The following is a 26,730-nucleotide window of genomic DNA, read 5'->3' on the forward strand; positions in this document are numbered from 1 at the left end:
TTCCATGACCGACACCCAACGCAGCGTCCTGAGCGCCTGTTTTTCGCTGGCGATCATCCTGTTCGCCCTGTTCGTGACCCAGCGCTTCGTGCTGCCGCTGCTGTGGGCGGCGATCCTGTGCATCGCCACCTGGCCGCTGTACCGGCGCGCGCTGGCCTGGACCGGCAACCGCGAGATCCTGTCCGCGGCCCTGGTCACGCTGCTCCTCGCGCTGCTGTTCATCACGCCGCTGACGCTGGGCGTGGTCCAGGCCGCGCACCAGGCGCCGGCGCTGGCCCAGCTGGTGGCCAGCGCCAACACCGAGGGCCTGGCGGCGCCCGCCTGGCTGCTCCGGATCCCGCTGGCCGGGGATGCCATCTACAACTGGTGGCAGGCCACGCTGGGCCAGCCGCACGGCCTGGCGCACCTGCTGCACGACAGTTCGGTGGGCCGCATGCAGTCGGCCAGCGAAGTGCTGAAGCGGGTCGGCAGCGGCACCCTGCACCGCCTGATCGACATCGCCTTCGCCTTCCTCTGCCTGTTCTTCTTCTACAAGGACGGCCATGCGCTGCAGGGCCAGACCAACGCCATCGGCGCCCACCTGATCGGCGCCCAGCGCTGGACGCTGTATGCCCTGAAGGTGCCGACCGCGGTGCGCGCCACCGTCAACGGCCTGGTGCTGGTCGGGCTGGCCGAAGGCGTCCTGCTGGGTATCGGCTACCAGATCGCCGGCGTGCCCTCGTCGGTGCTGTGGGCGGCCGCCACCGGCGTGCTGGCCATCATTCCCTTCGGCGCGCCGCTCGCCTTCGGCGCCGTCGCCGCGCTGCTGCTGTACCAGGGCGACGCGGCGGCGGCGGCGGCCATCGCCGCCTGGGGCGCCGTCGTGCTGTTCGTGGCCGACCACTTCGTCCGCCCGACCATCATCGGCAACGCCACCAAGCTGCCCTTCCTCGCCGTCCTGCTGGGCATCCTGGGCGGGGTCGAGACCCTGGGCCTGATCGGGCTGTTCGTCGGCCCGGTGGTGATGACCCTGTTCGTCACCCTGTGGCACGAAGAGAAGCGCTTCCGGCATCCGGGACCGAGGGGCGCATGAACACCAGGGCGCAGGCCAGCAGCGCCATGTGGGCGGCGCAGGAGTAGAACGGCGCGATCGCGGGCTGCGCGACGTCCGAGCGGGAGAACATGTCGAGCAGTCCGTTGGCGAGGTTCCAGCCCCAGTGCAGGCCCACCGCCGCCCACAGCGTGCGCGTGCGGTACAGCGCCGCCGCGTAGGCCAGGCCGAAGCAGAAGATCGTCAGCCACTCGACCGGTCCCTTGTGCAGGCGGTAGACGTGGTTCAGCACGAACAGCGCGGCCGACACCGCGATGAAGCTCCAGTGCCTGCCGAGCGCCGGAAAGGCGCGCAGCACGAGGCCGCGGGTGACGATGTCCTCGGCCGTGGACGCGATGAAGGTGGAGAACAGGAGGAAGGCCAGCGCGCCCGCCAATGCCGTGCCGGACGGCGCCTCCATCCACGAGAAGGTGTACACGCCGGTGCGCGCACCGATCGCGACGGCCGCGAACTTGGCGGCGATCGCCAGCACGAGGCCCAGCGCCAGCAGCCGCAGCCAGCCCGGGCGGGCATCCAGGTACCAGGCACGCATGCCGCTGAAGCCCAGCGAGCGCGAGCCCCACCAGGCGGCAAACGGGAACAGCAGCAGCAGCATGGGGTTCCCGACGCCCTCGGGCATCTGGTAGAAGAAAAACAGTACGGCGGCCACCAGCAGCAGGCGGGACGAGGCCGGCTGCGGGACGGCGCCATCGGTCAAGGTCCGCATGCGCTCTCCAGAGGGATTGAAAGCTTGCCAGAATAGCATGGCCTCGAGCTGCCGAAATGAATATCATCGCAAGCTTGACCCTGACGCCACGTCAGGCTCCAGACTGGCGCCACGCTGAAGAAAGGAGACACCCGCATGCTGAAAATCGGAGAACTCGCCGCGCTCGCCAAGCTCACGGTACGCACGCTGCACCATTACGACAGCATCGGCCTGCTCCAGCCTTCGGCGCGTTCCGATGCCGGCTACCGGCTCTACGGCCGCGACGACGTGGCGCGCCTGCACCAGATCCAGGCCCTGCGTTCGTTCGGCATGGGCCTGGCCGACATCGGCCTTTACCTGGACAGTCCGGATGGCAGTCCGCTGGCCGTGGTCGAGCGGCAGTTGCGTGCGCTCGACCGCCAGGTGCAGGAGGCGGCACGCGTGCGCGAGCAGCTGCAGCGCCTGCACGGCGAGCTGGCGGCCGGCCGCCAGCCGGAGCTGTCCACCTGGCTGCACTCACTGGAGCAGATGAGCATGTACGAAAAATACTTTACGCAGGACGAACTGGCGCGCCTACCGATGTACCACGACGAAGCGGTCAAGGCGCAATTCAAGGGACTGGTCGACGAAGCCCAGGAGATGATCCGCGGCCAGGTGGCGCCGGATTCCGACACCGCCAGGGCCTTCGCGCGGCGCTGGCTGGACGCCTTCGGGCGCGGCACCGGCGGCGACGCCGGACTCGCCGCCCGCATCAACTTGATGGCGCAGCGCGAACAGGGAAGTCCGGGCCTGCCGTCCGGGGTCATGCAGTATGTGATGGCCGCGATCGGCGAGCTGAAATACGAAGCCTGGGCGAAGTACCTGGCCCCCGGCGTCATCGCCCGGATGCGCCGCCACCATGCCAGCCGCGGGCCGGAATGGGCCGTCCTGATCGGCCAGGTGCGCGAACAGATGCGCCTCGACCCGGACGCCGCGCAGCCGGCTTCGCGGGCGCTGGGGCGCCAGTGGATGGCGCTGTTCCACGACATGGTCGGCACCGACCCGCAGGCGGTCGCGGATTTCCGCCGCGCGGCCGCGGAAGAACCGGTGCTGCGCCAGGGGTCGGGGATCAGCGATGAGGCGATTGCGTGGCTGCGGAAGGGGCTGGCGGATTAAATGACGTCGTCCCCGCCTGCGCGGGGACGACGTGCATCTACTACCTGATTACGCCAGCTTGCCGTGGCAGGCCTTGAACTTCTTGCCGCTGCCGCAAGGGCACGGATCGTTGCGGCCGACCTTCATGCCCATGTAGGTGGTGGCCGGGTCGTCGCTCACCGCGGTGGTGCCGGCGGTGGCCGCCTGCGGCGCCATCAGTTCTTCCGGCGCGGCGGTCGGATCGAAATCGGCGTGCTGGTAGTTGACGTTTTCCAGGTGCGCCGCGGCCGCCTGCATCGCCGCCTCGGCCGCCTCGACTTCCTCGCGGGTCTGGATGCGGACCGTCATGATGGTGCGGATCACTTCGTTCTTGATCTGGTCCAGCATCGAACCGAACAGCTCGAAGGCTTCGCGCTTGTATTCCTGCTTCGGGTTCTTCTGGGCGTAGCCGCGCAGGTGGATACCCTGGCGCAGGTGGTCCAGCGCCGCCAGGTGCTCGCGCCAGTGGGTGTCGATGTTCTGCAGCATGACGTTGCGCTCGAAGCCGCCGAACGCGTCCTTGCCGACGATCGCCACCTTGCTGTTGTACGACTCGTCGGCGGCGGCCAGCACGCGCTCGAGGATGTCGTCGTCGTTCAGGTTCGGCTCGTCCTCCAGCATCTGCGCCAGCGGCACCTGCAGCGACCATTCGTCGGCCAGCACGCGCTGCAGCGCCGGGATGTCCCACTGCTCCTCGACCGACTCGGCCGGCACGTAGCCGCGCACCACGTCGGTGAACACGCCCGTGCGCAGCGACGAGATCAGCTCCGAGATGTCGGCCGCTTCCAGCAGTTCGTTACGCTGGGTGTAGATCACCTTGCGCTGGTCGTTGGCGACGTCGTCGTATTCGAGCAGCTGCTTGCGGATGTCGAAGTTGCGGGCCTCGACCTTGCGCTGGGCCGACTCGATCGAGCGGGTCACGATGCCCGCCTCGATCGGTTCGCCTTCCGGCATCTTCAGGCGGTCCATGATCGCGCGCACGCGGTCGCCGGCGAAGATGCGCAGGAGCGGATCGTCGAGCGACAGGTAGAAGCGCGAGGAACCCGGGTCGCCCTGGCGGCCCGAACGGCCGCGCAGCTGGTTGTCGACCCGGCGCGACTCGTGGCGCTCGGTACCGATGATGTGCAGGCCGCCTTGCGCCACCACGTGGTCGTGCAGCGACTGCCATTCGTCGCGAAGCTTCTGCGACTGTTCCTGCTTCTGCTCCGGCGACAGCGATTCGTCCGCTTCGATGAACTGGATCTGCTTCTCGACGTTACCGCCAAGGACGATGTCGGTACCGCGGCCTGCCATGTTGGTGGCGATGGTGATCATCTTCGGACGGCCGGCCTGGGCGATGATTTCCGCCTCGCGGGCGTGCTGCTTGGCGTTCAGCACGTTGTGCGGCAGGCCGTTCTTCGTCAGGATGCCGGACAGCAGTTCCGAGTTCTCGATCGAGGTGGTACCGACCAGCACCGGCTGGCCGCGCTCGTAGCAGTCGCGGATGTCGGTGACCATCGCGCCGTATTTTTCCTCGGCCGACTTGTACACCTGGTCCTGGCGGTCCTTGCGCTGCGACGGCTTGTTCGGCGGGACGACCACGGTCTCGAGGCCGTAGATCTCCTGGAATTCGTAGGCTTCCGTGTCGGCGGTACCGGTCATGCCGGACAGCTTGGTGTACATGCGGAAGTAGTTCTGGAAGGTGATCGAGGCCAGGGTCTGGTTCTCGTTCTGGATGCGCACGCCTTCCTTGGCTTCCACGGCCTGGTGCAGGCCGTCGGACCAGCGGCGGCCGGTCATCATGCGGCCGGTGAATTCGTCGACGATCACCACTTCGCCGTTCTGCACCACGTAGTGCTGGTCCTTGTGGTACAGCACGTGCGCGCGCAGGGCGGCGTACAGGTGGTGGATCAGGGTGATGTTGGCCGCGTCGTACAGCGAGGCGCCTTCCGGCAGCAGGCCCATCTTGGTCAGGATGGCTTCGGCCTTCTCGTGACCGGCCTCGGTCAGCAGCACGGTGTGCGCCTTCTCGTCCTTGGTGTAGTCGCCCGGGACTTCGACCTGGCCCTTGCCGTCCGGGGTTTCTTCGCCGATCTGCAGGGTCAGCATCGGCGGGACTTCGTTGATCTTGTGGTACAGGTCGGTGTGGTTCTCGGCCTGGCCGGAAATGATCAGCGGGGTGCGGGCCTCGTCGATCAGGATCGAGTCCACCTCGTCGACCACGGCGAAGTTCAGGCCGCGCTGCACGCGTTCGCGCGCTTCGTAGACCATGTTGTCGCGCAGGTAGTCGAAACCGTATTCGTTGTTGGTGCCATAGGTGATGTCGGCGCCGTAGGCCTTCTGCTTGCTGTCGTGATCCATCTGCGACAGGTTCACGCCGGTAGTCAAACCCAGCCAGCCGTACAGGCGGCCCATCTGCTCGGCGTCGCGCTGCGCCAGGTAATCGTTGACGGTCACCACGTGCACGCCCTTGCCTGACAGCGCGTTCAGGTAGACCGGCAGGGTTGCCATCAGGGTCTTGCCTTCGCCGGTGCCCATCTCGGCGATCTTGCCGTAGTGGAGGACCATGCCGCCGATCAGCTGCACGTCGAAGTGGCGCATCTTCATCACGCGCTTGGCGGCTTCGCGGCAGACGGCAAACGCCTCGGGCAGGATGTCGTCGAGGGACGCGCCGCCGGCGATCCGTTCCTTGAATTCGGGGGTCTTTGCCTGGAGTTCGGCGTCCGACAGCTTTTCCATCTGCGGCTCGAGCGCGTTAATCTCGCGCACGGTTTTTTGGTATTGCTTGAGCAGTCGCTGGTTACGGCTGCCGAAAATCTTGGTCAGGAATGACATGCTGTGTTCTTAAAAAGTACGCCGCGAAAAAGCCATGGATGATATCAAAATAATATCCGCCGAAGACCGCCTATGGCAAAAAGCCACCGATTTTATCATGCGATCCGGCCACACTTGGGGGTGAACGGGCGCATCACAAGTGCAGGCGGACAAAGAATGTTATCAAATTGCATCCGAAAGCACATTTCCGCATGCTTCTTTCGGACGCGCCCCGGCTGTGGTATGTTCCGCGCATGGAGTCCCCCAAACAGCCCCCCTTCCATATTTATGGCACGCGCGTGCGCCGCACCTCGATCGAGGCGACGGACTTCCTGCGCCGCAACGACCGCCTGGCCAGCCTGCTGCCGGCGGCGACGCGCATGGCCAGCCTGCAAAAAGAGGTGCGGCTGGTCTTGCCGCCGATGTACGCCAACTGTGAAGTGCTTTCGGTACAGGACAATGTGCTGACCCTGGCAGTCCCCTCCTCGGCCGTGGCCGCCAAGCTCAAGCAGCAGGTGCCGAAGCTGCAGGCCGCGCTGCAAAAGAAAGGCTGGCAGGTGGATTCGGTGCGGATCAAGATCCAGGTGGGACGCGCGCTGCCGGCCGAACCGGAGGGACTGAAACCCTCCTCGCTGGAGCTGCCGCCGACGGCGGTGCAGGCCTTCGAGGAGCTGGGGGATGCCTTGCCGGAATCGCCGCAGAATGCGCCGCTGATCGCGGCGATCAGGCGGCTGGCGGAGAAGCGGAAGAAATAAGGCCGTTAGCGCTTGCTATGTCGTTATCGCCTGATCCGTCGTCCCCGCGCAGGCGGGGACCCAAGTTCGGCGCGTACTACTAGCGCTTGAGGCTATCGATACGCAAATAAACTTGGGTTCCCGCCTTCGCGGGAACGACGTACTGAGGCCGCGTGAAACACGAACGCTGCGACCACTCAGGTCAGCGCCCACTCCCGCTCCATCTGCGCCCCATACGACACCGGCGCCCGCTCCTGCTCGTCGAAGGTGACGATCTCGTAGGACTCCGGATGCGCCAGCAGTTCGCGCAGCAGCAGGTTGTTCAGGCCATGGCCGGACTTGTGGGCTTCGTAGCTGGCCAGCAGCGGGTAGCCGACCAGGTAGAGGTCGCCGATCGCGTCGAGGATCTTGTGGCGCACGAACTCGTCTTCGTAGCGCAGGCCGTCGGCGTTCAGGATACGGTACTCGTCCATCACGATCGCGTTTTCCAGCGAGCCGCCGCGCGCCAGGCCCATGCCGCGCAGGCTTTCGACGTCCTGCATGAAGCCGAAGGTGCGGGCGCGCGCCACGTCGTGCACGTAGGAGACCTTGCCGAAGTCGACGACCGCGCGCTGCATGGTGCCGTCCACGGCCGGGTGGTTGAATTCGATGAAGAAGTCGAGCCTGAAGCCGTCGTACGGGGTCAGGCGGGCCCACTTCTCGTTGTTGCCGCTGCCCTGGCGCACTTCGACGGGCTTGAGCACGCGGATGAACTTCTTGGCCGCGGCCTGCTCCTGCACGCCGGCCTGCTGCAGCAGGAAGACGAAGGACGAGGCCGAGCCATCCATGATCGGGATTTCTTCGGCGGTGACGTCGACGTACAGGTTGTCGATGCCGAGGCCGGCGCAGGCCGACATCAGGTGCTCGACGGTCGAGACGCGCGCATTTTCCTGGATCAGGACCGAGGCCATGCGGGTGTCGCCGACGATTTCCGCGTTCGACGGAAACTCGACGACAGGGTCGAGGTCGACGCGGCGGAACACGATGCCCGTGTCGATGGCGGCCGGGCGCAGGGTCAGCTCGACCTTGGTGCCCGAGTGCAGGCCGACACCTGTCGTACGCACCAGCTGTTTGATTGTTCGTTGTTTGAGCATCCCCCGATTATATCGTAGGGTCCCTGCCTACGCCGGAGGAGGCCTTGGTCCCACACCCCTTCCGGTGGCAGGAATGCCACGTTTTCAAGGGTGTTCGGCTTCGGCTTGCGCCGATTGGACTCCCTTTTCGTGGCGAATCAGGTACAAACCGCTGCCGATGATGATGGCCGCCCCGATCAGCGTGTAGCGGTCCGGCAGGGCTTGCCAGAAGATCCAGTCGATCGCGATGCCGCAGGCCAGGGCCGTGTATTCGAACGGCGCCACCACCGAGGCTTCGCCGTGGCTGAAGGCTTCGGTGATCGCCAGCTGGGCCAGGAAACCGCTGAGTGCCAGCCCGCCCAGCAGCGGCAGGTGGCGCAGTTCGACCGGCGCCCAGTCCGGCGCCGCCAGCACCGTCGCGCCGACCGCCATCATCAGCATCAGCCAGAACACCATCTGCTCGCTGCTGTCGGTGCGCGCCAATACCCGTCCGGTGACCGCCGATACCGCGTAGAACACCGCCGCCACCAGGATCGCCAGGCCGCCGAGCGTGAGAAAGCCTTCGCCGCTCGGCCGCAGCACCACCAGCACCCCGGCCATGCCGATCGCGATCGCCAGCCAGCGCGCGCCGTTCACGCGCTCGTTCAGCACGAACACGGACAAGGCCGTGATCAGGATCGGGCCGATGAAGAAGATCGTGTAGGCTTCGGCCAGCGACAGTCCCCTCACGCCATAGGCGAACAGGGCCAGCATGAGGATGCCGATCGCCGCGCGCAGCAGGTGCAGCGGCCAGCGGATCCGGAAGATGGACCGGGCGCCGCTGCGCCTGAAGCCGCCGCGCCAGGCGACGTAGACGCAGACCAGCGGCAGCGACGACAGGGACCGCAGCGCCGCCACCTGCATCGCCGGGAATTCGGCGGACAGCAGCTTCATGATCGTGTCCATGATCGAGAACATCAGCACCGCGGCCAGCATCGCCTGGATGCTGCGCAGGTTGCCGCTCATTCCAGTGTCCGCTGCCGCGCGGCTCACAGGCGCTTCTCCATGAAGACGGACAGCGGATCCGCCCGGTACTCGCCGAAGGGTTCGCAGCGCACGAAGCCGAAGCGTTCGTACAGGGCCAGCGCTTCGGGCTGGTGGATGCCGGTTTCCAGCTTCAGCGTGCGCAGGCCGCACATGGCGGCGAACATGCCGATATGTTCGAGCAGCTGGCGCCCGGTGCCGCGGCCGCGCTGCGCTTCGTCGACGAACATGCGCTTGATCTCGCCATAAGCTTCGCCCAACGCGGCGCGGTTGACCAGGGCCGCGCAGCCGCGAGCTGCGCCATCGACATCGCGCGCGACCAGGAACAGGACATCGCCCTGCAGCAGCGAATCGATGTCCATCAGGTGGTTGCTCTCGGCCGGATACAGGGACGCGCAGTAGGCGTCGAGGCGCGCCAGCATCGCGCGGATTTCGGGCTGGTCGGGGGATTCGGTATTGATGATCATGGTGTTCCTGCCCGTCGTTCCCGCGAAGGCGGGAACCCAGGTTCGGCGCGTTCCACTGATGCTACAAGCTACAGATACGCGAACAAAACCTGGATCCCCGCCTGCGCGGGGATGACGTGTACTTACTTACATCTGTTCCAGCATCTTCTCGGCCGACGACACGGCAAAGCCGCCGCCGTTCTCGAGGTTCAGCTGCTTGACCACGCCGTCCTCGACCAGCATCGAATAGCGCTGGCTGCGCACGCCCAGGCCCTTGGCGGTCAGGTCGAGTTCCAGGCCCAGGGCCTTGGTGAAGGTGCCGCTGCCGTCGGCCATCATGCGGACGATGCCGGTGGCTTTCTGGTCGCGGCCCCAGGCGCCCATCACGAAGGCGTCGTTGACCGACACGCACCAGATCTCGTCCACGCCCTTGGCCTTCAGCTGGTCGGCCAGCTGGATGTAGCCCGGCAGGTGCTGGGCCGAGCAGGTCGGGGTGTAAGCGCCCGGCAGGCCGAAGATGGCGATGGTCTTGCCCTTGACGAGGTCGGCCACATTGAAGGTGTTCGGGCCGAGCGAGCAGCCTTCGGTTTCGGTCTCGATGAATTCCGACAGGGTGGCTTCTGGCAGGCGGTCGCCGATCTGGATGGTCATGGTAATACTCCAATGTTGTGATAATCAGAACCCGCAAGTATGCCTGATCTTCAACAAACCGGGGTCAGACTCCCGATTTTGGAAAGATCTCATGAGCCATTTCCAAATTTCGGAGTCTGACCCCGGTTTGAGGCAGCGTAAACAAAAGGCCAGTACCGCTTGGTCGGTACTGGCCCTTGCATCATGGAGCGCCGGTGGTCAGCCGGCTGGAGTGTGCTCGCTGTTTAGTCGGCTTGCTTGCGGAGGAAGGCCGGGATGTCGTAGGTCTCGACGCCGTTGTTCTGCATCGCGCGGACCTGCTCGGAGGCCTGCTCGCGGCGCCACACGGCCGGCTGCTTCATGCCGTCGCCGGCGCCGCCGGTGCTGATCGAGCCCATGCCCATGCCGCCCGCCGACACGGTGGCCGCGCCCGACATCATCGGTGCGCCGTAGGTGCCGGTGCGCAGCACCTGCTGCGGCTGCACCAGCGAGATGCTGGCCTTGTTCTTGCCCAGGCCGGTCGCGACCACGGTCACGCGCAGTTCGTCGCCCATCTCGTCGTCGTAGGCGATGCCCTGTGCGATGGCGGCGTCCGGAGCGGCGAAGGCGCGCACGGCGGCCATCACTTCCTTGATTTCCTTGCCCTTCAGGCCGCGCGATGCGGTGACGTTCACCAGCACGCCCTTGGCGCCCGACAGGTCGATGCCGTCCAGCAGCGGCGAAGCCACGGCCTGTTCGGCGGCGATGCGCGCGCGGTCGACGCCCGAAGCGGTCGCGGTGCCCATCATGGCCTTGCCCTGCTCACTCATGATGGTCTTGACGTCGTTGAAGTCGACGTTGATGTGGCCCGGCACGTTGATGATCTCGGCGATACCGGCCACGGCGTTGTTCAGCACGTCGTCGGCATGCTTCATCCATTCCAGCATGGAGTCGTCTTCGTAGATGTCTTCCAGCTTTTCGTTCAGGATCACGATCAGCGAATCGACGTGCTTGGTCAGCTCGGCCAGGCCGGCTTCGGCCACGTCCATGCACTTCTGGCCTTCGTAGGAGAACGGCTTGGAGACCACGGCGACGGTCAGCGCGCCCAGGCTCTTCGCCACTTCGGCGACGATCGGCGCGGCGCCGGTGCCGGTGCCGCCGCCCATGCCGGCGGCGATGAAGACCATGTGTGCGCCGCGCAGCGAATCTTCGATGCGCGCGCGCGACTGCTCGGCCAGCTGGCGGCCGACTTCCGGACGCATGCCTGCGCCCAGGCCGGAATCGCCGATCTGGATGATGTTGTGCGCGCCCGAAGCGGACAGCGCCTGTGCGTCCGTGTTTGCGGCGATGAACTCGACACCGGAAACACCTTTATTGATCATGTGCTGAACCGCGTTGCCACCGGCGCCGCCGACGCCGACGACCTTGATGACGGTTCCCAGTGCTGCGTTATCGACCATATCGAACTCCATGATGAACTCCTAATCTCAATGAGCCGTTCCCAAGCTGCAGACCTCATCGGCAGCGATCAAACCTGCAGATTGGAAACATGCATGTATTTTAAAAATAATTTACGTTGGTTACCAAGAAAAAACGTAACTGCAAGTACCAAAAGTTTTAAAAGTTCCCTAAAAACCACTCTTTCATCCGTTGCCACACTGCTTTCACCGATCCATCCTGGCGAGTCACGATGTGGCCACGCAAATACTGCTTCTTCGCTTCCAGCAAAAGGCCGAGAACGGTCGCGTAGCGCGGGCTGCGCACCACGTCGGCCAGTTGGCCGCGATACTCCGGCGTGCCGAGGCGCGCCGGTTTCAAAAAGATGTCTTCGGCCATCTCGATCATGCCCGGCATGATCGACGAACCGCCGGTCAGCACGATGCCCGACGAGAGCACGCCTTCGTAGCCGGATTCGCGCACCACCTGGTGCACCATCGCGAACAGCTCCTCGACGCGCGGCTCGATCACGGCCGCCAGGGCCTGGCGCGACAGCGAGCGCGGACCGCGGTCGCCCAGGCCCGGCACTTCCAGGGTCTCGCCCGGATCGGCCAGCACCTGCTTGGCCACGCCGTAGCGGATCTTGATCTCTTCCGCTTCGCCGGTCGGGGTGCGCAGGGCCATCGCGATGTCGCTGGTGATCTGGTCGCCGGCGATCGGGATCACGGCGGTGTGGCGGATCGCGCCATCGCTGAACACGGCGATGTCGGTGGTCCCGCCGCCGATGTCGATCAGGACCACGCCGAGTTCCTTCTCGTCGTTGGTCAGCACGGAATCGGCGGACGCCATCGGCTGCAGGATCAGGTCCGAGACCTCGAGTCCGCAACGGCGCACGCACTTTACAATATTCTGCACCGCGGACACCGCACCTGTAACAATGTGCACGCGCACTTCGAGGCGGATGCCGCTCATGCCGATCGGCTCGCGCACGTCTTCCTGGTTGTCGACGATGAATTCCTGCGGCACCGTATGCAGCAGCTGCTGGTCGGTCGGGATGTTGACCGCCTTCGCCGTCTCGATCACGCGCGCCACGTCGGTCGCGGTGACTTCCTTGTCCTTGATCGCCACCATCCCGCTCGAATTGAACGAGCGGATATGGCTGCCGGCGATGCCCGCATACACGTTGCGGATCTTGCAGTCGGCCATCAGCTCGGCTTCTTCGAGCGCGCGCTGGATCGACTCGACGGTCGCTTCGATGTTGACGACAACGCCCTTCTTCAAACCCTTCGACTCGTGCTGGCCGAGTCCAATTACTTCATGGCGCCCATCGGCCATCACCTCGGCCACGACCGCCACCACCTTCGAGGTGCCGATGTCGAGGCCGACGATCAGGTTCTTTGCGTCTTTTGTCATGTTTGCTGTCGCCTGCTTGATTAGATTTGCTTTGTTGTTTTAGTGGGTGCTTTTTTCTTTGCTGCCTTGACCGGCTTGGATGCGTCGGCCGGCACGCTCAGCGCCGCCGACGACAGCGCCAGGCCGTTCGGGTAGCGCATGTCGATCGTGTCGATGCGTCCTTCCTGCAGGCGCGCCACCAGCTGGGGATAGATGCTCACCAGCCGCTGCACGCGCGCCTTCATGCCATCCTTGCCCTGCTCGCGGCCGAGTTCCACGCTCATGCCGTTGTCCAGCCGGACCGTCCAGGCATAGCGCTTCGACAGGCTCAGCGAAACCGGCACCAGGGCCACCTTCGAGAACAGGCCGCGCAGCTCGGCAAAGCGCGCCAGCACCTCCTTCTCGCTGCCGGCGGGACCATCGAAAGCAGGCAGTGCATGGTCCTCGTCGGCCTCGGCCAGGTTGGCGGTGAAGGCATCGCCCTTCACGGACAGCAGGCGCCCATCGTCGCCCCAGGTGCCGAGCGCTTCATGCTCCTCGACCTGGACGATCAGCTGGTTCGGCCACTCGCGGCGCACGCTGGCCTTGCGGACCCAGGGCACGGCCTCGAAGGTCGAACGCACCTGCTCCAGGTCGGAAGTGAAGAAATTCCCCTTGATCTTGCCAAGCACGCTGTTGCGCACCGTGAGTTCGTTCACGTGCTGCAGGTCCAGGCCGTACATGCTCTCGACACGCACCGCACGCAGGGTGAACATCGGGCGCTGCGACAGCCACCAGACGCCAGACGCGATACAGGCGAGCGCCACCAGCGCGCTGATCGCGCTGGCGGTTGCGTTCAAGGCTCGCACGTCATGCCACATCGTTTATGCCTTTTCCTTCGTCTGGCCGATCTTCAGGCTGGCGGAGCGCAGGATCTCGACGCACAGGTCTTCATAGCTCGTCCCTTCGGCGCGGGCGGCCATCGGCACCAGCGAGTGCGTGGTCATGCCAGGGGAGGTGTTCACCTCCAACAGGAAGAACTGCTTGTCGGATTCGCGCAGCAGCACGTCGATGCGGCTCCAGCCTTCGCAGCCGAGCGCGCGATAGGCCTTTTCCACGTGGCGCTGAATCGCCTCGGTGGTGGTGGCATCCAGCGGCGCCGGGCAGTGGTACTTGGTGTCGTCCGTGAAGTACTTGTTCTGGTAGTCGTAGTTGCCTTCCGGGGCCACGATCTCGATGATCGGCAGCGCGCGCGCCGTCGCGCCGGTGCCCAGCAGCGGTACCGAGAATTCGCGGCCTTCGATGAACTGCTCGGCCAGCACCAGCTTGTCGTACTTGTGCGCCAGGTCGACCGCGGCCTTCAGGTCGGACGCAGCAGTGACCTTGGTGATGCCGATGGTCGAGCCTTCGAGCGGCGGCTTGACGATCAGCGGCAGGCCTAGATCCGCCACCACCTTGTCCAGGTCGGTGTCCTCATCGATCACGGCATATTTTGGCGTCGACACGCCATGCGCCAGCCAGACGATCTTGGTGGTGATCTTGTCCATGCCGACGCTGGAGGCCATCACGCCGCTGCCGGTATAGGGGATGCCGAGCTGCTCGAGGGCGCCCTGCAGGCTGCCGTCCTCGCCGTAGCGGCCGTGCAGCGCAATGAACACGCGGTCGAATTTTTCCGCGGCCAGGTCGGCCAGCGAACGCTCGGCCGGGTCGAAGGCGTGCGCATCGACGCCCTTCGATTGCAGGGCCTGCAGCACGCCGGTACCGGACAGGATCGAGATCTCGCGCTCGGCGGAACGGCCGCCGAACAGGACGCCGACCTTGCCGAGTTCTTTGACTTCGGATGGGGATAAAACGCTCACGATGAAACCTTTTGATGCTGGGTCAGTTGATGCGGAACGCCGCCGATCGAGCCGGCGCCCATGGTGAGCACGACGTCGCCGTCGCGCGCCACCTTCAGGATCGTCGCCGGCATGTCGGCGATCGATTCCACGAAAATCGGTTCGATCTGGCTGCCGGCGCGCAGCGCGCGCGCCAGGGCACGGCCGTCGGCGGCCACGATCGGGGTTTCGCCGGCCGAGTACACCTCGGCCAGCAGCAGCACGTCCGGCGCGCCCAGCACCTTGACGAAGTCTTCGAACAGGTCGCGGGTGCGGGTATAGCGGTGCGGCTGGAAGGCCAGCAGCAGGCGCCGGCCCGGATAGGCCGCGCGCGCCGCCGCCAGCGTCACCTGGGCTTCGACCGGATGGTGGCCGTAGTCGTCGACCAGGGTGAAGCTGCCGCCGCCCTCGAGCGGAATCTCGCCGTAGCGGGTGAAACGCCGGCCGACACCGCGGAATTCGGCCAGGCCCTGGGCCGTGGCCTCGTCCGGGACGCCGATCTCGCGCGCGATAGCGATCGCCGAGCAGGCGTTCAGCACGTTGTGCATGCCCGGCTGGTTCAGCACGAAGTCGGTGTCCGGATAGCCTTCCTGGCGCACGGTGAAGCACATGCGGGTGCCGTCGGCGCGGGCGTCCAGCGCACGCACTTCGGCATCCTCGGAAAAGCCGTAGGTCGTCACCGGCTTGGTCACCTGCGGCAGGATGGCGCGCACGTTGGCGTCGTCGATGCACATCATCGCGCGGCCGTAGAACGGCAGGCGGTGGGTGAAGTTCACGAACGCGGCCTTCAGCTTTTCGAAGTCGTGCTCGTAGGTGTCCATGTGGTCGGCGTCGATGTTGGTGATCACCTCGATCATCGGCGTCAGGTTGAGGAAGGACGCGTCCGACTCGTCGGCCTCGGCCACGATGTAGTCGCCGGTGCCCAGCTTGGCGTTGGCGCCGGCGCTGTTCAGGCGGCCGCCGATCACGAAGGTCGGGTCCAGGCCGCCCTGCGCCAGCACCGACGCCACCAGGCTGGTGGTGGTGGTCTTGCCGTGCGTGCCGGCGATCGCGATGCCGCGCTTCAGGCGCATCAGCTCGCCCAGCATGATGGCGCGCGGCACTACCGGGACCTTGGCGGCGCGCGCCGCCACCACTTCCGGATTCGCCTCGTTGACGGCGGTCGAGGTCACCACGGCGTCGGCGCCGCGGATGTGCTCCGCCGCGTGGCCGGTGTGGACCGTCGCGCCCAGTTCGGCCAGGCGCTGGCTGGCGGCGTTCGAGGCCAGGTCCGAGCCCGACACTTTATAGCCGAGGTTCAGCAGCACCTCGGCGATGCCGCTCATGCCGCTGCCGCCGATGCCGACGAAGTGAATGTGTTTGATCTTGTGCTTCATGCCCTGCCTTCGCTCAATTCTTCAAGTACCTGCGCAATCGCCGCATTGGCGTCGCGCCGGCCGACCGCCTGCGCCGCTTCCGCCATCTTCAGGCAGTCGTCGCGGCTCAGCGATTGCAGCAGCTTCGCCAGCTGCTGCGGATTCAGTTCGCCCTGCGGCAGGTGCAGGGCCGCCTTTTGCTTGTCCATCCAGACCGCGTTGTCGCGCTGGTGGCCGGTGGTGCTGGCAACGAACGGCACCAGCACGCTGGCCACGCCCGCTGCCGTCAGTTCCGACACCGTGATCGCGCCGGCGCGGCAGATCACCAGGTCGGCGTTCGCGTATTCCGCCGCCATGTCGTCGATGAAGTCGACCACGTTGGCCTGCACGCCGGCGTTCGCATACGCCGCGCGCAGGGCCTCGATGTTCTTCTTGCCCGACTGGTGGGTGACCACCGGGCGCACGCCTTCCGGAATCAGGGCGAGGGCCGCGGGCACGGCATCGTTCAGCACTTTCGCGCCCAGGCTGCCGCCCACCACCAGGATGTTCAGCGGACCGCTGCGGTTGGCGAAGCGGTGGCCCGGCGACGGCATCTCGAGGATTTCCTTGCGCACCGGATTACCGGTGACGACCGCCTTGCCGGCCGCCTTCCCGAAATCTGCCGGGAAGCCGAACAGCACGCGCTGGGCGATCGGGGTCAGGATCTTGTTCGACAACAGCAGGGCCGCGTCGGCATTCACCAGCGCCAGCGGCACGCCGCCCGCACGCGCCATCATCCCGCCCGGCACGGTCACATAGCCGCCCATGCCCAGCACCACGTCCGGCTTGCGCAGTGCGAGGTATTTGCGGCAGGACGCGAAGCTGGCGACCAGCTTGAACGCGCCGCGCACGGTGTGGCCCAGGCCCTTGCCGCGCATGCCGGCGAAATCGATGCGGTCCATCGCGATGCCGTGCTTCGGCACGATATCGCCTTCCATGCCGTGGGCGGTGCCCAGCCAGCTCACTTCCCAGCCGCGCTCGCGCATGGTTTGCGCGATGGCGATGCCCGGGAAGATGTGGCCGCCGGTGCCGGCCGCCATGATCATCAAGCGCTTGGTCATTTGCGGCCTCCACGCATCAGCACACGGTTTTCGTAATCGATGCGCAGCAGGATCGCCAGGCCGACGCAGTTGAACAGCACGCCCGAACCGCCGTAGCTCATCAGCGGCAGGGTCAGGCCCTTGGTCGGCAGCAGGCCCAGGTTCACGCCCATGTTGATGAAGACCTGCACCCCGAGCCAGATGCCGATGCCCTTCGCGGCCAGGCCGGCGAAGTGCTGCTCAAGCGCGATCGCCTGGCGGCCGATGTCGAAGGCACGCTTCACCAGCCAGTAGAACAGGCCGACCACGACCAGCACGCCGACCAGGCCGAGTTCTTCGCCGATCACGGCCATGATGAAGTCGGTGTGGGCTTCCGGCAGGTAGTGCAGCTTCTCGACGCTGCCGCCCAGGCCGACGCCGAAGAACTCGCCGCGGCCAAAGGCGATCAAGGAATGGGTCAGCTGGTACGCCTTGTCGAGCGCATTGCCCTCTTCCCACGGATTCATGTACGCGAACATGCGCGCGCGGCGGAACGGCGACAGCGCGATGATGGTCGAGAACACCATCACCAGCACGGCGCCGATGCCGCCGAACCAGATCATGTTGAAGCCGCCCAGGAACAGGATGCCCATCGAGATGCAGACCACCACGCCGAAGGCGCCGAGGTCGGGTTCGAGCATCAGCAGGCCGCCGACCAGCGCCATCGCGGCGGCCATCGGCATGAAGCCCTTGGTCAGCTTGTGCATGTACTGCTGCTTGCGCACCGTGAAGTCGGCGGCATACAGCACCGCCACCACCTTCATGATCTCGGACGGCTGCATCTGCATGATCTTCAGCGGCAGCCAGCGCCGCGCGCCATTGACCGAGACGCCGACGCCCGGCACCAGCACCAGGGCCAGCAGGATCAGCGTGCCGACGAACATCAGCGGCGCGAAGCGCTGCCAGGTCGCGACCGGGACCCGGAACACGAACAGGCCGACCACCAGCGAGAACGCGATGAACATCGCCTGGCGGATCAGGAAGTAGTTGTTCTTGCCGCCCAGGTAGGCGAACTTGGGCGAGTCGGCCAGCGCGATCGAGGCCGAGTACACCATCACCATGCCGAACAGCAGCAGCAGCACGACGACCCACACCAGCGGCTGGTCGTATTCCATCATGCGCGACGGCCGGGCACGCGCGGCGACCACCGCGTCGTTCGAGGAACCGCCGAACTTGAAGGGGATCTGGAAGGCCATCAGATGTCCTGCCCCTTCTCGAGCGCGATCTCGCGCACGGTATCGACGAATACCCTGGCGCGGTGCGCGTAGTTGGTGAACATGTCCAGGCTGGCGCAGGCCGGCGACAGCAGCACCACGTCGCCGCTCCTGGCCAGGCCGCTGGCGCGGCGGGTGGCTTCTTCCAGGCTGCCCAGGTCGAAGCACGGCACGCCGCTCGGCTCGATCGCGGCCTTCACCGCCGGCGCATCGCGGCCGATCAGCAGCACCGCCTTCACATAGCGCGAGCATGGCGCGGACAGCGGCGCGAAGTCCTGGCCCTTACCGTCGCCGCCGGCGATCAGCAGGATCTGGCGGCCGGTCTCGCCGAAAGTCTGGCCCAGGCCTTCCAGCGCGGCCACGGTGGCGCCGACGTTGGTGCCCTTGCTGTCGTCGTAGTACTCGACCTCGTCGATGCTGGCGACCAGTTCGACGCGGTGCGGCTCGCCCTGGTAGTCGCGCAGGCCGTGCAGCAGCGGCGCCAGCGGCAGGCCGCAGGCGCGGCACAGGGCCAGCGCGGCCAGCGCATTCGAGGCATTGTGGATGCCGCGGATGCGCAGCGCGTCGGCCGGCATCAGGCGATTGATCACGCGTTCCTGCGCTTCTTCCGGTTCGCCCTTTTTACGTTTCTTTTCCGGCTCTTCCGCCGGATTCGCATTCGCCAGCCACAGCACGCCGCGCTCGTTCACCAGGCCGAAGCTGCCGGGAGCGTCCGGCTCGCCGGTGCCGAAGGTCGTGACCTGTGCGTCCGGCGAGGCCATGCGCATCACGGTGGCGTCGTCGCGGTTCAGCACGCGGACCGTGTCCTTGCCGAAGATGCGCGCCTTGTCGAAGGCATAGGCGGTCATGCTGCCGTGCCAGTCCAGGTGGTCCTGGGTGACGTTCAGGACGGTGGCGGCGTCCGGGTTCAGGCTGAAGGTGGTGTGCAGCTGGAAGCTGGACAGTTCCAGCACCCAGGCTTGCGGCAAATCGTCGCCTACGCGCATGTCGTTGTCCAGCACTTCGCGCAGCACGTCCAGCGCGGCCGGGCTGATGTTGCCTGCCACGCGCGTGCTGAAGCCGGCGCGGCGGCACAGCAGGCCGGTCAGGCTGGTCACCGTGGTCTTGCCGTTGGTGCCGGTGATGGCGATGACTTTCGGGGCGTAGCCACGGGTTGTCTTCAGGTCGGCCAGGGCCTGGGCGAACAGCTCGATCTCGCCCCACACCGGGATGTTGCGGGCGGCTGCTGCCGGGCTGATGTCGGCCAGCTCGCGTTCCGGCGCCAGGCCAGGGCTGACGGCGACGAAGTCGACGCCGTCCAGCAGGCCGGCATCGAAGCCGCCGCCGATGAACTCGGCGGCCGGCACGGACTCGCGCAGCGCGGGCAGGCGCTGCGGCTCGGCGCGCGTGTCGGCCACGCGCACGCGCGCGCCGCAGCGCGCCAGCCATTGCGCCATCGCGAGGCCCGATTCGCCGAGCCCGAGTACCAGTGCGGTTTTGCCGTCGTAGTTCATCGTTCGTTCAATGCCCGATTAACGCAGTTTCAGGGTCGAGATACCGATCAGGACCAGGATGATGGTCACGATCCAGAAGCGCACCACGACCTTGGTTTCCTTCCAGCCCTTCTGTTCGAAATGGTGGTGCAGCGGCGCCATCAGGAACACGCGGCGGCCGGCGCCATAGCGCTTCTTGGTGTACTTGAACCAGCTCACCTGGATGATCACCGACAGGGTCTCGGCCACGAACACGCCGCCCATGATGAACAGCACGATCTCCTGGCGCACGATGACGGCGATGGTGCCGAGCGCGCCGCCCAGCGCCAGCGCGCCGACGTCGCCCATGAACATCTGCGCCGGGTGCGCGTTATACCAGAGGAAGGCCAGGCCCGCGCCCGCCATCGCGCCGCAGAAGATCAGCAGTTCGCCGGCGCCCGGGATGTGCGGGATGAACAGGTATTTCGAATAGGTCGCGTTACCGGTCAGGTAGGCGAACAGGCCCAGCGCGCCGCCCACCATCACGGTCGGCATGATGGCCAGGCCGTCCAGGCCGTCGGTGAAGTTGACGGCGTTGGACGCGCCCACGATCACGCAATAGGTCAGCGCGATGAAGCCCCACACGCCCAGCGGATAGCTGATGGTCTTGAAGAACGGGACGATCAGGTCGGCCTTGGGCGGCAGGTTCATCGAGAAGCCCGACTGCACCCAGGCGAAGAACAGCTGCCACACTTCCCACGGGGTCGCGGCCGAGACCGAGAACGCCAGGTACAGCGACGACGCGATGCCGATCAGCGACATCCAGAAGTATTTTTCGCCCGAACGCATGCCTTCCGGGTCCTTGTAGACCACCTTGCGGTAGTCGTCGACCCAGCCGATCGCGCCGAAGCCGAGGGTCACCACCAGCACCGGCCAGATCAGGCGGTTCGACAGGTCGCACCACAGCAGGGTCGAGAAGGCGATCGAGATCAGCACCAGCACGCCGCCCATGGTCGGGGTGCCGTGCTTGGCCAGGTGGGTCTGCGGACCGTAGGTGCGCACCGCCTGGCCGACCTTCATCGCGGTCAGCTTGCGGATCACCGCCGGGCCGCACAGCAGGCCGATGACGATCGCGGTGATCGTCGCGAACACCGCCCGGAAGGTGATGTAGTTAAAGATGCGCATCGGACCGACATAGTCCTGGAAATATTGTGCGAGCCAGAGAAGCATTTAGTGAGAATCCTTGCCAGTGTTTTGTGATTGAACGAGATGCTGGACCACGCGTTCCATCTTCATGAAGCGCGAGCCCTTCACCAACACAGTTGCGTCGGATTTGCTGCCCAGTTGCTTATCCAGTGCTGCCAATAAATCGTCGAACTGCTCAAAGTGTTGCGCGCCCGCGCCCGTCATGTGGCGCGCCAGTGCGCCGGTGACGAGCACGGTCTCGATGCCGCGGCTTGCCGCATATGCACCGATTTCTTCGTGAAACTCGGGTCCTTGCGTGCCGACTTCGCCCATGTCGCCCAGCACCAGGATGCGCGGCGCGGCCGCTTGCGCAAGCACGTCGATGGCGGCGCGCACCGAATCCGGGTTGGCGTTGTAGGAGTCGTCGATCACGGTGGCGCCGTTGGCGGCCTGCTTGCGCTGCAGGCGGCCGCTGACGGGCGCGAATGCTTCCAGGCCGCGCACGATGGCGTCCTGGGGAATGCCGGCGGCGAGCGCGCAGGCGCAGGCGGCCAGGGCGTTGCGGACGTTGTGTTCGCCGGCGGCGGAGAGCTTGATCTTAAAGCCGTCGTTCCCGCGCAGGCGGGAACCCAAGTTTGCTTGCTCGTCGGCGGCGCTTGACTTGGATTCCCGCCTGCGCGGGAACGACGAGCTAACGACCAGGTCCGCACCAAAGCTGTTCGGCGCGTACGTCGCACGCACATCGCAAGCCCCGGACAAACCAAACGTCAGCACATCCTTGCCAGCCGCCAGCTCGCGCCACAGCCCGGTGTACTCATCATCCCCCGGAAACACGGCCACGCCGTCCGCCGGCAGGGCGGCGAGCACCGAGCCGTTCTCGCGCGCCACCGCTTCCACGGTGTGCATGAATTCCTGGTGCTCGCGCTGGGCGTTGTTGACCAGGGCGACGGTCGGTGCGGCGATGGCGGCCAGGCGGGCGATTTCGCCCGGGTGGTTCATGCCCAGTTCGACCACGGCAGCCTTGTGCGCGCCGGTCAGGCGCATCACGGTCAGCGGCACGCCGATCTCGTTGTTCAGGTTGCCCTGGCTGGCCAGGCGCGCATCTTCGCCGACGCTGGCCGCCAGGATGGAGGCGATCATTTCCTTGACCGTGGTCTTGCCGTTGCTGCCGGTGACGCCGATCAGGGGAATAGCGAACTGGCTGCGCCAGGCGTTGCCGATCCGGCCCAGGGCCGCCAGCGTGTCCGGCACCACCAGGGCCGGCAGCGGGAAGTTGTCCGGCAGCTTTTCCACGACCACGGCCGCCACGTTCCGGGCGACCACCTGGTCGAGGAAGTCGTGGGCGTCGAAGGTTTCGCCGCGCAGCGCGACGAACAGCGCGCCGGCTGGAGCCGAGCGGCTGTCGGTCGACACGCCTTCGAAGGCGGCGTCACGCGTCATGCGGGCGCCGGCGATCGAAGCGGTCAGCTGTTGGAGCGATCCGTGCATTAATTCGTCCTCATCATCGTCAGCCGCGCGCTCAAGGCCAGCGTGGCATGGTCGGCATCGGAAAACGGCATCTTCCGGCCTTTGATTTCCTGGTAGGGCTCGTGCCCCTTCCCCGCCAGCAGGATCACGTCCTGCTTGGCGGCATGCTTCACCGCCGACAGGATGGCGGCGGCGCGGTCCTCGATCGCCTGGTAGGTCGAGGTGGGATGCTGCTGGTCCATGCCGGCGACGATCTGTTCGATGATCGCGCGCGGCTCTTCGCTGCGCGGGTTATCGCTGGTCACCAGCACGTGGTCTGCCATCTGGGCGATGGCGCCCATCTGCGGACGCTTGCCCGGGTCGCGGTCGCCGCCGCAGCCGAACACGCACCACAGCTGGCCGCCGCGTTCCTGCGCCACCTGGCGCAGCGCCACCAGCGCCTTTTCCAGCGCGTCCGGGGTATGCGCGTAGTCGATCACGACCAGCGGGGCCTCAAGGCCGCCAACCTGCTGCATGCGGCCCGGGGCCGGCTCGAGGGTCTCGATGGCGTCCAGCGCGGCGCGCAGCGGCGCCTCCTTCGCCAGCAGCACGCCCAGCACCGCCAGCGCATTGCTGACGTTGAAGTGGCCCACCAGGCGGGTGCGGGCGAGCGCGCTGCCTGCCGGCGCATCGACGTGGAACTCGGTGCCGGCCGGGCGGCTGCGCAGTTGCGAGGCGCGCAGGATGGCGACGCCGTCGAGCGCCGGTTGCTGTTCTTCGCTGCGGACCGTGTAGCCGGTGACCGCCACCTGCGGGTAGTGGGCGCGCAGGTGCGCGGCGATGCGCCCGCCCGCGGGGTCGTCCAGGTTCAGCACGGCGTGCTTCAGGCCCGGCCACTCGAACAGCTTCAGCTTGGCGGCTTCGTAGCTGTCCATGTCGCCGTGGTAGTCCAGGTGATCGCGGGTCAGGTTGGTGAACACGGCCACGTCGAAATGCATGCCGGCCGTGCGCTCCTCGACCAGGCCGATCGACGACACTTCGATTGCCAGCGCGCGCGCGCCGGCGTCGCGCAGGCCGGCCAGGCGGGTCGCCAGCAGCACCGCATCCGGGGTGGTGTAGCCGGTGGCGTCGAATTCGGGTTCCACGCGGGCGCGCACCAGGCCCACGCCCAGGGTGCCGATGACGGCGACGCCGTTGTCCTGGCCGCCCAGGCGGGCCAGCGCCTGCGCCGTCCACAGCGCGATCGAGGTCTTGCCGTTGGTGCCGGTCACGCCCACGGTGAACATGCCGGCGTCGGGCTGGCCGTAATACGCATGGGCGATCGCGCCGGCGTTCTTCTTCAGGTTCTCGACCGCCAGGTGCGGCACGTCGATGCTTTCGTCGAAAGCGAAATCGCGGGCTTCATGCACGACTGCCGCCGCGCCCTTCTCGAGCGCCGAACCGATGTAGTTGCGGCCGTCGGCGGCGCCCTCGCCCGGGTAGGCAAAGAACACGTCGCCGCGGCCCACGCGGCGCGAGTCGGAAACGAGACGGCCGCCTGGGGCGGCGGCGCGAATCCATTGGCAGATGTCTTCCAGGCTCGTCATCAGTTGCTCTCCTCGAGAGGATGTTCGGGGATGATGATGTCGGTGACCGTCGAGTCGGGCGGCACGTTCGCCGCCCTCAGCGCATTCGCCGCCAGCGCCGCGAAGGTCGGCGCCGCCACCGCGCCGCCGGTGTGGAACGGGCCGCTCGGGTCGTCGATCATCACCGCGATCACGAAACGCGGATTCGACATCGGCGCGATGCCGACGAAGTTGCCGATGTAATGGGTCTGCGAATAGCGGCCGTCGATCACCTTCTGTGCGGTGCCGGTCTTGCCGCCGATGCGATAGCCGGCCACCTGGGCCTGCGAGGCGGTGCCTTCCGGGCCCACCACGGATTCGACCATGACGCGCATCTGGGCCGCGGTCTTGGCCGAGACGATCTGCTGGCCGACCGGCTTTTCGGTGATCTTCTGGAAGGACAGCGGGATGATGTCGCCGTCGCGCGCGAAGATCAGCCAGGCGCGCGCCAGCTGCAGCAGCGACATCGAGATGCCCTGGCCGAAGGACATATTGGCCTTGGCCACCACAGGCCACGATTTGTAGGGACGCACGCGGCCTGCGACCGCTCCGGGGAAGCCGAAGCGCGGCGCCTGGCCGAAGCCGACCTTGGTGAACATTTCCCACATCTCCTGGGCCGACAGCAGCTCGGAGATCTTGGTGGTGCCGATGTTGGACGACTTCTGGATGATGGTGCCGACGTCGATCACGCCATGCGGATGGGTGTCGCGGATGACGTGGCCGCCGGTGGAATAACGTCCGTTGCCGGTATCGAAGGTGCTGCGCGGCGTGATCAGGCCCTTGTCGAGCGCCAGCGCCACCGTGAATGGCTTGAGGGTCGAACCCGGCTCGAAGGTGTCGGTAATGACGCGGTTGCGCAGCTGCTCGCCGGTCAGGTGCGAGCGGTTGTTCGGATCGTAGGTAGGCCAGTTGGCCAGCGCCAGCACTTCGCCGGTGTGCACGTCCAGCACCACGGCGGCGCCGGCCTTGGCGTGGAACTTCTCGACCGCGTTCTTGACGCTGTTGAAGGCGATGTACTGCAGCTTGCTGTCGACCGACAGGGTCAGGTCCTTGCCGTCGTGCGGCTCGCGCGACATGCCGATGTCTTCGACGATGCGGCCCAGGCGGTCCTTGATCACGCGGCGGCTGCCCGGCTGGCCGGCCAGGGCCTTCTGCTGCGCCAGTTCCATCGCTTCCTGGCCCACGTCCTCGACGTTGGTGAAGCCGACCATGTGCGCCATCACCTCGCCCTGCGGGTAGTAGCGCTTGTATTCCTTGCGGGTGTCGATGCCCTCGATGCCGAGCTTCTCGATCTTCGCGACGACGTCCATCTCGACCTGGCGTTTCAGGTAGACGTAGCTGCGGTCGGAGTTCAGCTTCTTCAGCAGTTCCGCCTGCGGCATCTCGAGCAGGCTGGCCAGCTCGCGGATCTTGTCGCTGGACGCCGGGCTGGCCTTGTAGTCGTCGGTGAAGATCGAGACCGACTTCACCGGCAGCGAGGAGCCCAGCACCATGCCGTTGCGGTCGAAGATCTTGCCGCGCGTGGCCGGCAGTTCCTGGGTACGCATGTAGCGGTTGGCGCCCTGCTCCTGCAGGAATTTGTTGTCCGCGACCTGCACCCACACGGCGCGCCCGGCCAGCACCGCGAAGGCGGCGAACAGCACGAACAGCACGACGCGCGAGCGCCAGTCCGGCAGGCGCACCGCCAGCACCGGGCTCTTCGAGAAGGCCACGCCCTTGGACGCGGCGACGCGGGAATTGGAGCGGGACGTACCGGCACTCGACCTCATTTGCCGCCTTCCGTCAGGTATTGCGTGCGCGCCGGGCTCAGGGGCGCCATGTTCAGTTGCGCGCGCGCGATCTGTTCGATGCGCTCGTTCTTGCCGAGGGTCGACTGGTCGAGCTGGAGCTGGGCCCAGTCGATATCGAGCTGGCGCTGCTGGGTCGCCAGTTTCTCGATGTCGTTGACAAGGTGGTTGCGCTGGTAGCGGGCGTTCACGACCGATAGCGCGCAGCCGACCAGCAGCACGGCCAGCACGACGTTGAGCTTGCCGGTCATCGTGCTAACCCCATGGCCGAAGCACCCAGGCGTTCCGCCACGCGCAGCACCGCCGAGCGGGCGCGCGGGTTGGCCTCGACCTCGGGGCCGGACGGCTTGGTCTTGCTGATCAATTTCATCAAGGGCTGAGGCAGGTCGGCGGCACGGATCGGCAGCCGGCGGTCCGGCTGCTCGACCTTGGCCTTCGAGGCCAGGAACTGCTTGACCATGCGGTCTTCCAGCGAATGGAAGCTGATGACCGACATGCGCGCGCCGGGCGCGAGCAGACCGAAGGCCGCGTTCAGACCTGCTTCAAGGTCCTCAAGCTCTTGATTGATGAAAATCCGGATAGCCTGAAAGGTGCGGGTTGCCGGATCCTTGCCTTTCTCCCGGGTTTTGACCGCGTTTGCCACGATTGCGGCAAGCTGTCGTGTGCTTGAAATTGGCTCGACTGCCCGGCGAGCAGCAATCGCCTTTGCAATCTGAAAAGCAAACCGTTCTTCCCCATAATCGCGAATCACCTTTTCCAGTTGTTGTTCCGGCACCGTTGCCAGCCATTCGGCGGCCGAGATGCCCCGTGTCGTATCCATCCGCATGTCCAGGGGACCATCGTTGCGGAAGCTGAAACCGCGGCTGGCGTCGTCCACCTGGGGCGACGAGATGCCGAGGTCCAGCAGAATGCCGTCGACCTGGGCGATTCCGCGTGCCGCCAGCGCGTCGACCATGGTCGCGAAACTGTCGTGCACGATCGCGAATCGCGGATCGTCAATCTGCTCGGCGGTGGCGATCGCCTGGGGATCCTTGTCGAAGGCGATCAGGCGCCCTTGCGGGGCCAGCTTCGACAGGATCAGCCGGCTGTGACCGCCGCGGCCGAACGTGCCATCTATATAAGTACCGGATGCGCGCGCACCGTCGAGACCGAGCGCATCGACTGCTTCATCCAGCAGCACCGTACGATGCTGCAATTCAGGCACCGGAATAACGTTCATG

General features: G+C 66.2%; 23 protein-coding genes. 3 read left to right on the forward strand and 20 right to left on the reverse strand.

Features of this window, described 5'->3' with window-relative positions:
* Positions 1 to 4: 4 nt before the first annotated feature.
* Positions 5 to 1,072, forward strand: coding sequence for an AI-2E family transporter (locus tag AC3A6M_RS06705; RefSeq protein ID WP_487851954.1), 1,068 nt, complete (start codon positions 5 to 7; stop codon positions 1,070 to 1,072).
* Here AC3A6M_RS06705 and AC3A6M_RS06710 read toward each other — a convergent pair.
* Positions 1,017 to 1,796, reverse strand: coding sequence for a CPBP family intramembrane glutamic endopeptidase (locus AC3A6M_RS06710; RefSeq protein ID WP_487851955.1), 780 nt, complete (start codon positions 1,794 to 1,796; stop codon positions 1,017 to 1,019). The genes AC3A6M_RS06705 and AC3A6M_RS06710 overlap by 56 nt on opposite strands.
* A gap of 135 nt (positions 1,797 to 1,931) precedes the next feature.
* Between AC3A6M_RS06710 and AC3A6M_RS06715 the strand changes: the two genes are divergently transcribed.
* Positions 1,932 to 2,930, forward strand: coding sequence for a MerR family transcriptional regulator (locus tag AC3A6M_RS06715; protein WP_487851956.1), 999 nt, complete (start codon positions 1,932 to 1,934; stop codon positions 2,928 to 2,930).
* Positions 2,931 to 2,978: 48 nt separating this feature from the next.
* Here AC3A6M_RS06715 and secA read toward each other — a convergent pair whose 3' ends face one another.
* Positions 2,979 to 5,762, reverse strand: a complete 2,784-nt coding sequence (gene secA, locus AC3A6M_RS06720) for a preprotein translocase subunit SecA (protein WP_487851957.1) — start codon at positions 5,760 to 5,762, stop codon at positions 2,979 to 2,981.
* Positions 5,763 to 5,995: 233 nt separating this feature from the next.
* Between secA and AC3A6M_RS06725 the strand changes: the two genes are divergently transcribed.
* Entirely contained in the window at positions 5,996 to 6,496 is a 501-nt protein-coding gene (locus AC3A6M_RS06725) for a DciA family protein (protein WP_487851958.1), read from the forward strand.
* 176 nt (positions 6,497 to 6,672) lie between these two features.
* On the opposite strand, the gene lpxC is transcribed toward AC3A6M_RS06725, so the two are convergent.
* The 18 genes from lpxC to rsmH form a co-directional block, all read right to left on the reverse strand.
* Positions 6,673 to 7,608 (reverse strand): UDP-3-O-acyl-N-acetylglucosamine deacetylase, encoded by a 936-nt coding sequence (gene lpxC / locus AC3A6M_RS06730; protein ID WP_487851959.1) that lies wholly within the window; start codon positions 7,606 to 7,608, stop codon positions 6,673 to 6,675.
* Between the two features lie 84 nt (positions 7,609 to 7,692).
* Positions 7,693 to 8,592 (reverse strand): DMT family transporter, encoded by a 900-nt coding sequence (locus tag AC3A6M_RS06735; protein ID WP_487851960.1) that lies wholly within the window; start codon positions 8,590 to 8,592, stop codon positions 7,693 to 7,695.
* Positions 8,593 to 8,615: 23 nt separating this feature from the next.
* The gene (locus AC3A6M_RS06740) at positions 8,616 to 9,077 is read right to left on the reverse strand and encodes a GNAT family N-acetyltransferase (protein WP_487851961.1); all 462 of its coding nucleotides are present in this window, start codon (positions 9,075 to 9,077) and stop codon (positions 8,616 to 8,618) included.
* 126 nt (positions 9,078 to 9,203) lie between these two features.
* Positions 9,204 to 9,707, reverse strand: a complete 504-nt coding sequence (locus AC3A6M_RS06745; protein WP_487851962.1) for a redoxin family protein — start codon at positions 9,705 to 9,707, stop codon at positions 9,204 to 9,206.
* 224 nt (positions 9,708 to 9,931) lie between these two features.
* Positions 9,932 to 11,137 (reverse strand): cell division protein FtsZ, encoded by a 1,206-nt coding sequence (ftsZ, locus tag AC3A6M_RS06750; RefSeq protein WP_487851963.1) that lies wholly within the window; start codon positions 11,135 to 11,137, stop codon positions 9,932 to 9,934.
* Positions 11,138 to 11,282: 145 nt separating this feature from the next.
* A complete protein-coding gene (ftsA, locus tag AC3A6M_RS06755) occupies positions 11,283 to 12,515 on the reverse strand; it encodes a cell division protein FtsA (RefSeq protein ID WP_052233471.1) in 1,233 nt (410 codons plus the stop codon).
* Positions 12,516 to 12,535: 20 nt separating this feature from the next.
* Positions 12,536 to 13,354, reverse strand: a complete 819-nt coding sequence (locus tag AC3A6M_RS06760) for a cell division protein FtsQ/DivIB (RefSeq protein ID WP_487851964.1) — start codon at positions 13,352 to 13,354, stop codon at positions 12,536 to 12,538.
* Between the two features lie 3 nt (positions 13,355 to 13,357).
* On the reverse strand, positions 13,358 to 14,332 hold the full coding sequence (locus AC3A6M_RS06765) for a D-alanine--D-alanine ligase (protein ID WP_487851965.1): 975 nt from the start codon (positions 14,330 to 14,332) through the stop codon (positions 13,358 to 13,360).
* Positions 14,329 to 15,726: a UDP-N-acetylmuramate--L-alanine ligase gene (gene murC, locus AC3A6M_RS06770; protein ID WP_487851966.1), complete on the reverse strand. Its 1,398-nt coding sequence runs from the start codon at positions 15,724 to 15,726 to the stop codon at positions 14,329 to 14,331. Before murC ends, AC3A6M_RS06765 begins: the two co-directional genes overlap by 4 nt.
* A complete protein-coding gene (murG, locus tag AC3A6M_RS06775) occupies positions 15,723 to 16,805 on the reverse strand; it encodes an undecaprenyldiphospho-muramoylpentapeptide beta-N-acetylglucosaminyltransferase (protein ID WP_487851967.1) in 1,083 nt (360 codons plus the stop codon). The genes murC and murG overlap by 4 nt, the downstream gene beginning before the upstream one ends.
* Positions 16,802 to 18,019 (reverse strand): putative lipid II flippase FtsW, encoded by a 1,218-nt coding sequence (gene ftsW, locus AC3A6M_RS06780; RefSeq protein ID WP_487851968.1) that lies wholly within the window; start codon positions 18,017 to 18,019, stop codon positions 16,802 to 16,804. The genes murG and ftsW overlap by 4 nt, the downstream gene beginning before the upstream one ends.
* Positions 18,019 to 19,530 (reverse strand): UDP-N-acetylmuramoyl-L-alanine--D-glutamate ligase, encoded by a 1,512-nt coding sequence (murD, locus tag AC3A6M_RS06785; protein ID WP_487851969.1) that lies wholly within the window; start codon positions 19,528 to 19,530, stop codon positions 18,019 to 18,021. The genes ftsW and murD overlap by 1 nt, the downstream gene beginning before the upstream one ends.
* An 18-nt stretch (positions 19,531 to 19,548) precedes the next feature.
* The gene (gene mraY / locus AC3A6M_RS06790) at positions 19,549 to 20,718 is read right to left on the reverse strand and encodes a phospho-N-acetylmuramoyl-pentapeptide-transferase (RefSeq protein ID WP_487851970.1); all 1,170 of its coding nucleotides are present in this window, start codon (positions 20,716 to 20,718) and stop codon (positions 19,549 to 19,551) included.
* Positions 20,719 to 22,161 (reverse strand): UDP-N-acetylmuramoyl-tripeptide--D-alanyl-D-alanine ligase, encoded by a 1,443-nt coding sequence (locus AC3A6M_RS06795; RefSeq protein WP_487851971.1) that lies wholly within the window; start codon positions 22,159 to 22,161, stop codon positions 20,719 to 20,721.
* Entirely contained in the window at positions 22,161 to 23,705 is a 1,545-nt protein-coding gene (locus tag AC3A6M_RS06800) for a UDP-N-acetylmuramoyl-L-alanyl-D-glutamate--2,6-diaminopimelate ligase (protein WP_487851972.1), read from the reverse strand. The genes AC3A6M_RS06795 and AC3A6M_RS06800 overlap by 1 nt, the downstream gene beginning before the upstream one ends.
* Entirely contained in the window at positions 23,705 to 25,492 is a 1,788-nt protein-coding gene (locus tag AC3A6M_RS06805; protein WP_487851973.1) for a peptidoglycan D,D-transpeptidase FtsI family protein, read from the reverse strand. The genes AC3A6M_RS06800 and AC3A6M_RS06805 overlap by 1 nt, the downstream gene beginning before the upstream one ends.
* Positions 25,489 to 25,761, reverse strand: coding sequence for a cell division protein FtsL (ftsL, locus tag AC3A6M_RS06810; RefSeq protein ID WP_487851974.1), 273 nt, complete (start codon positions 25,759 to 25,761; stop codon positions 25,489 to 25,491). Before ftsL ends, AC3A6M_RS06805 begins: the two co-directional genes overlap by 4 nt.
* A complete protein-coding gene (gene rsmH, locus AC3A6M_RS06815; RefSeq protein WP_487851975.1) occupies positions 25,758 to 26,729 on the reverse strand; it encodes a 16S rRNA (cytosine(1402)-N(4))-methyltransferase RsmH in 972 nt (323 codons plus the stop codon). The genes ftsL and rsmH overlap by 4 nt, the downstream gene beginning before the upstream one ends.
* Position 26,730: the final 1 nt, after the last annotated feature.

This window comes from Telluria sp. Soil_C_11, assembly GCF_057657395.1.

Excerpts from the sequence above, each read along its gene's own strand:
- AC3A6M_RS06705 (WP_487851954.1), top strand. The coding sequence starts at position 5 with ATGACCGACACCCAACGCAGCGTCCTGAGCGCCTGTTTTTCGCTGGCG.
- AC3A6M_RS06710 (WP_487851955.1), bottom strand. The coding sequence starts at position 1,796 with ATGCGGACCTTGACCGATGGCGCCGTCCCGCAGCCGGCCTCGTCCCGC.
- AC3A6M_RS06715 (WP_487851956.1), top strand. The coding sequence starts at position 1,932 with ATGCTGAAAATCGGAGAACTCGCCGCGCTCGCCAAGCTCACGGTACGC.
- secA (WP_487851957.1), bottom strand. The coding sequence starts at position 5,762 with ATGTCATTCCTGACCAAGATTTTCGGCAGCCGTAACCAGCGACTGCTC.
- AC3A6M_RS06725 (WP_487851958.1), top strand. The coding sequence starts at position 5,996 with ATGGAGTCCCCCAAACAGCCCCCCTTCCATATTTATGGCACGCGCGTG.
- lpxC (WP_487851959.1), bottom strand. The coding sequence starts at position 7,608 with ATGCTCAAACAACGAACAATCAAACAGCTGGTGCGTACGACAGGTGTC.
- AC3A6M_RS06735 (WP_487851960.1), bottom strand. The coding sequence starts at position 8,592 with ATGAGCGGCAACCTGCGCAGCATCCAGGCGATGCTGGCCGCGGTGCTG.
- AC3A6M_RS06740 (WP_487851961.1), bottom strand. The coding sequence starts at position 9,077 with ATGATCATCAATACCGAATCCCCCGACCAGCCCGAAATCCGCGCGATG.
- AC3A6M_RS06745 (WP_487851962.1), bottom strand. The coding sequence starts at position 9,707 with ATGACCATCCAGATCGGCGACCGCCTGCCAGAAGCCACCCTGTCGGAA.
- ftsZ (WP_487851963.1), bottom strand. The coding sequence starts at position 11,137 with ATGGAGTTCGATATGGTCGATAACGCAGCACTGGGAACCGTCATCAAG.
- ftsA (WP_052233471.1), bottom strand. The coding sequence starts at position 12,515 with ATGACAAAAGACGCAAAGAACCTGATCGTCGGCCTCGACATCGGCACC.
- AC3A6M_RS06760 (WP_487851964.1), bottom strand. The coding sequence starts at position 13,354 with ATGTGGCATGACGTGCGAGCCTTGAACGCAACCGCCAGCGCGATCAGC.
- murC (WP_487851966.1), bottom strand. The coding sequence starts at position 15,726 with ATGAAGCACAAGATCAAACACATTCACTTCGTCGGCATCGGCGGCAGC.
- murG (WP_487851967.1), bottom strand. The coding sequence starts at position 16,805 with ATGACCAAGCGCTTGATGATCATGGCGGCCGGCACCGGCGGCCACATC.
- ftsW (WP_487851968.1), bottom strand. The coding sequence starts at position 18,019 with ATGGCCTTCCAGATCCCCTTCAAGTTCGGCGGTTCCTCGAACGACGCG.
- murD (WP_487851969.1), bottom strand. The coding sequence starts at position 19,530 with ATGAACTACGACGGCAAAACCGCACTGGTACTCGGGCTCGGCGAATCG.
- mraY (WP_487851970.1), bottom strand. The coding sequence starts at position 20,718 with ATGCTTCTCTGGCTCGCACAATATTTCCAGGACTATGTCGGTCCGATG.
- AC3A6M_RS06795 (WP_487851971.1), bottom strand. The coding sequence starts at position 22,161 with ATGCACGGATCGCTCCAACAGCTGACCGCTTCGATCGCCGGCGCCCGC.
- AC3A6M_RS06800 (WP_487851972.1), bottom strand. The coding sequence starts at position 23,705 with ATGACGAGCCTGGAAGACATCTGCCAATGGATTCGCGCCGCCGCCCCA.
- AC3A6M_RS06805 (WP_487851973.1), bottom strand. The coding sequence starts at position 25,492 with ATGAGGTCGAGTGCCGGTACGTCCCGCTCCAATTCCCGCGTCGCCGCG.
- ftsL (WP_487851974.1), bottom strand. The coding sequence starts at position 25,761 with ATGACCGGCAAGCTCAACGTCGTGCTGGCCGTGCTGCTGGTCGGCTGC.
- rsmH (WP_487851975.1), bottom strand. The coding sequence starts at position 26,729 with ATGAACGTTATTCCGGTGCCTGAATTGCAGCATCGTACGGTGCTGCTG.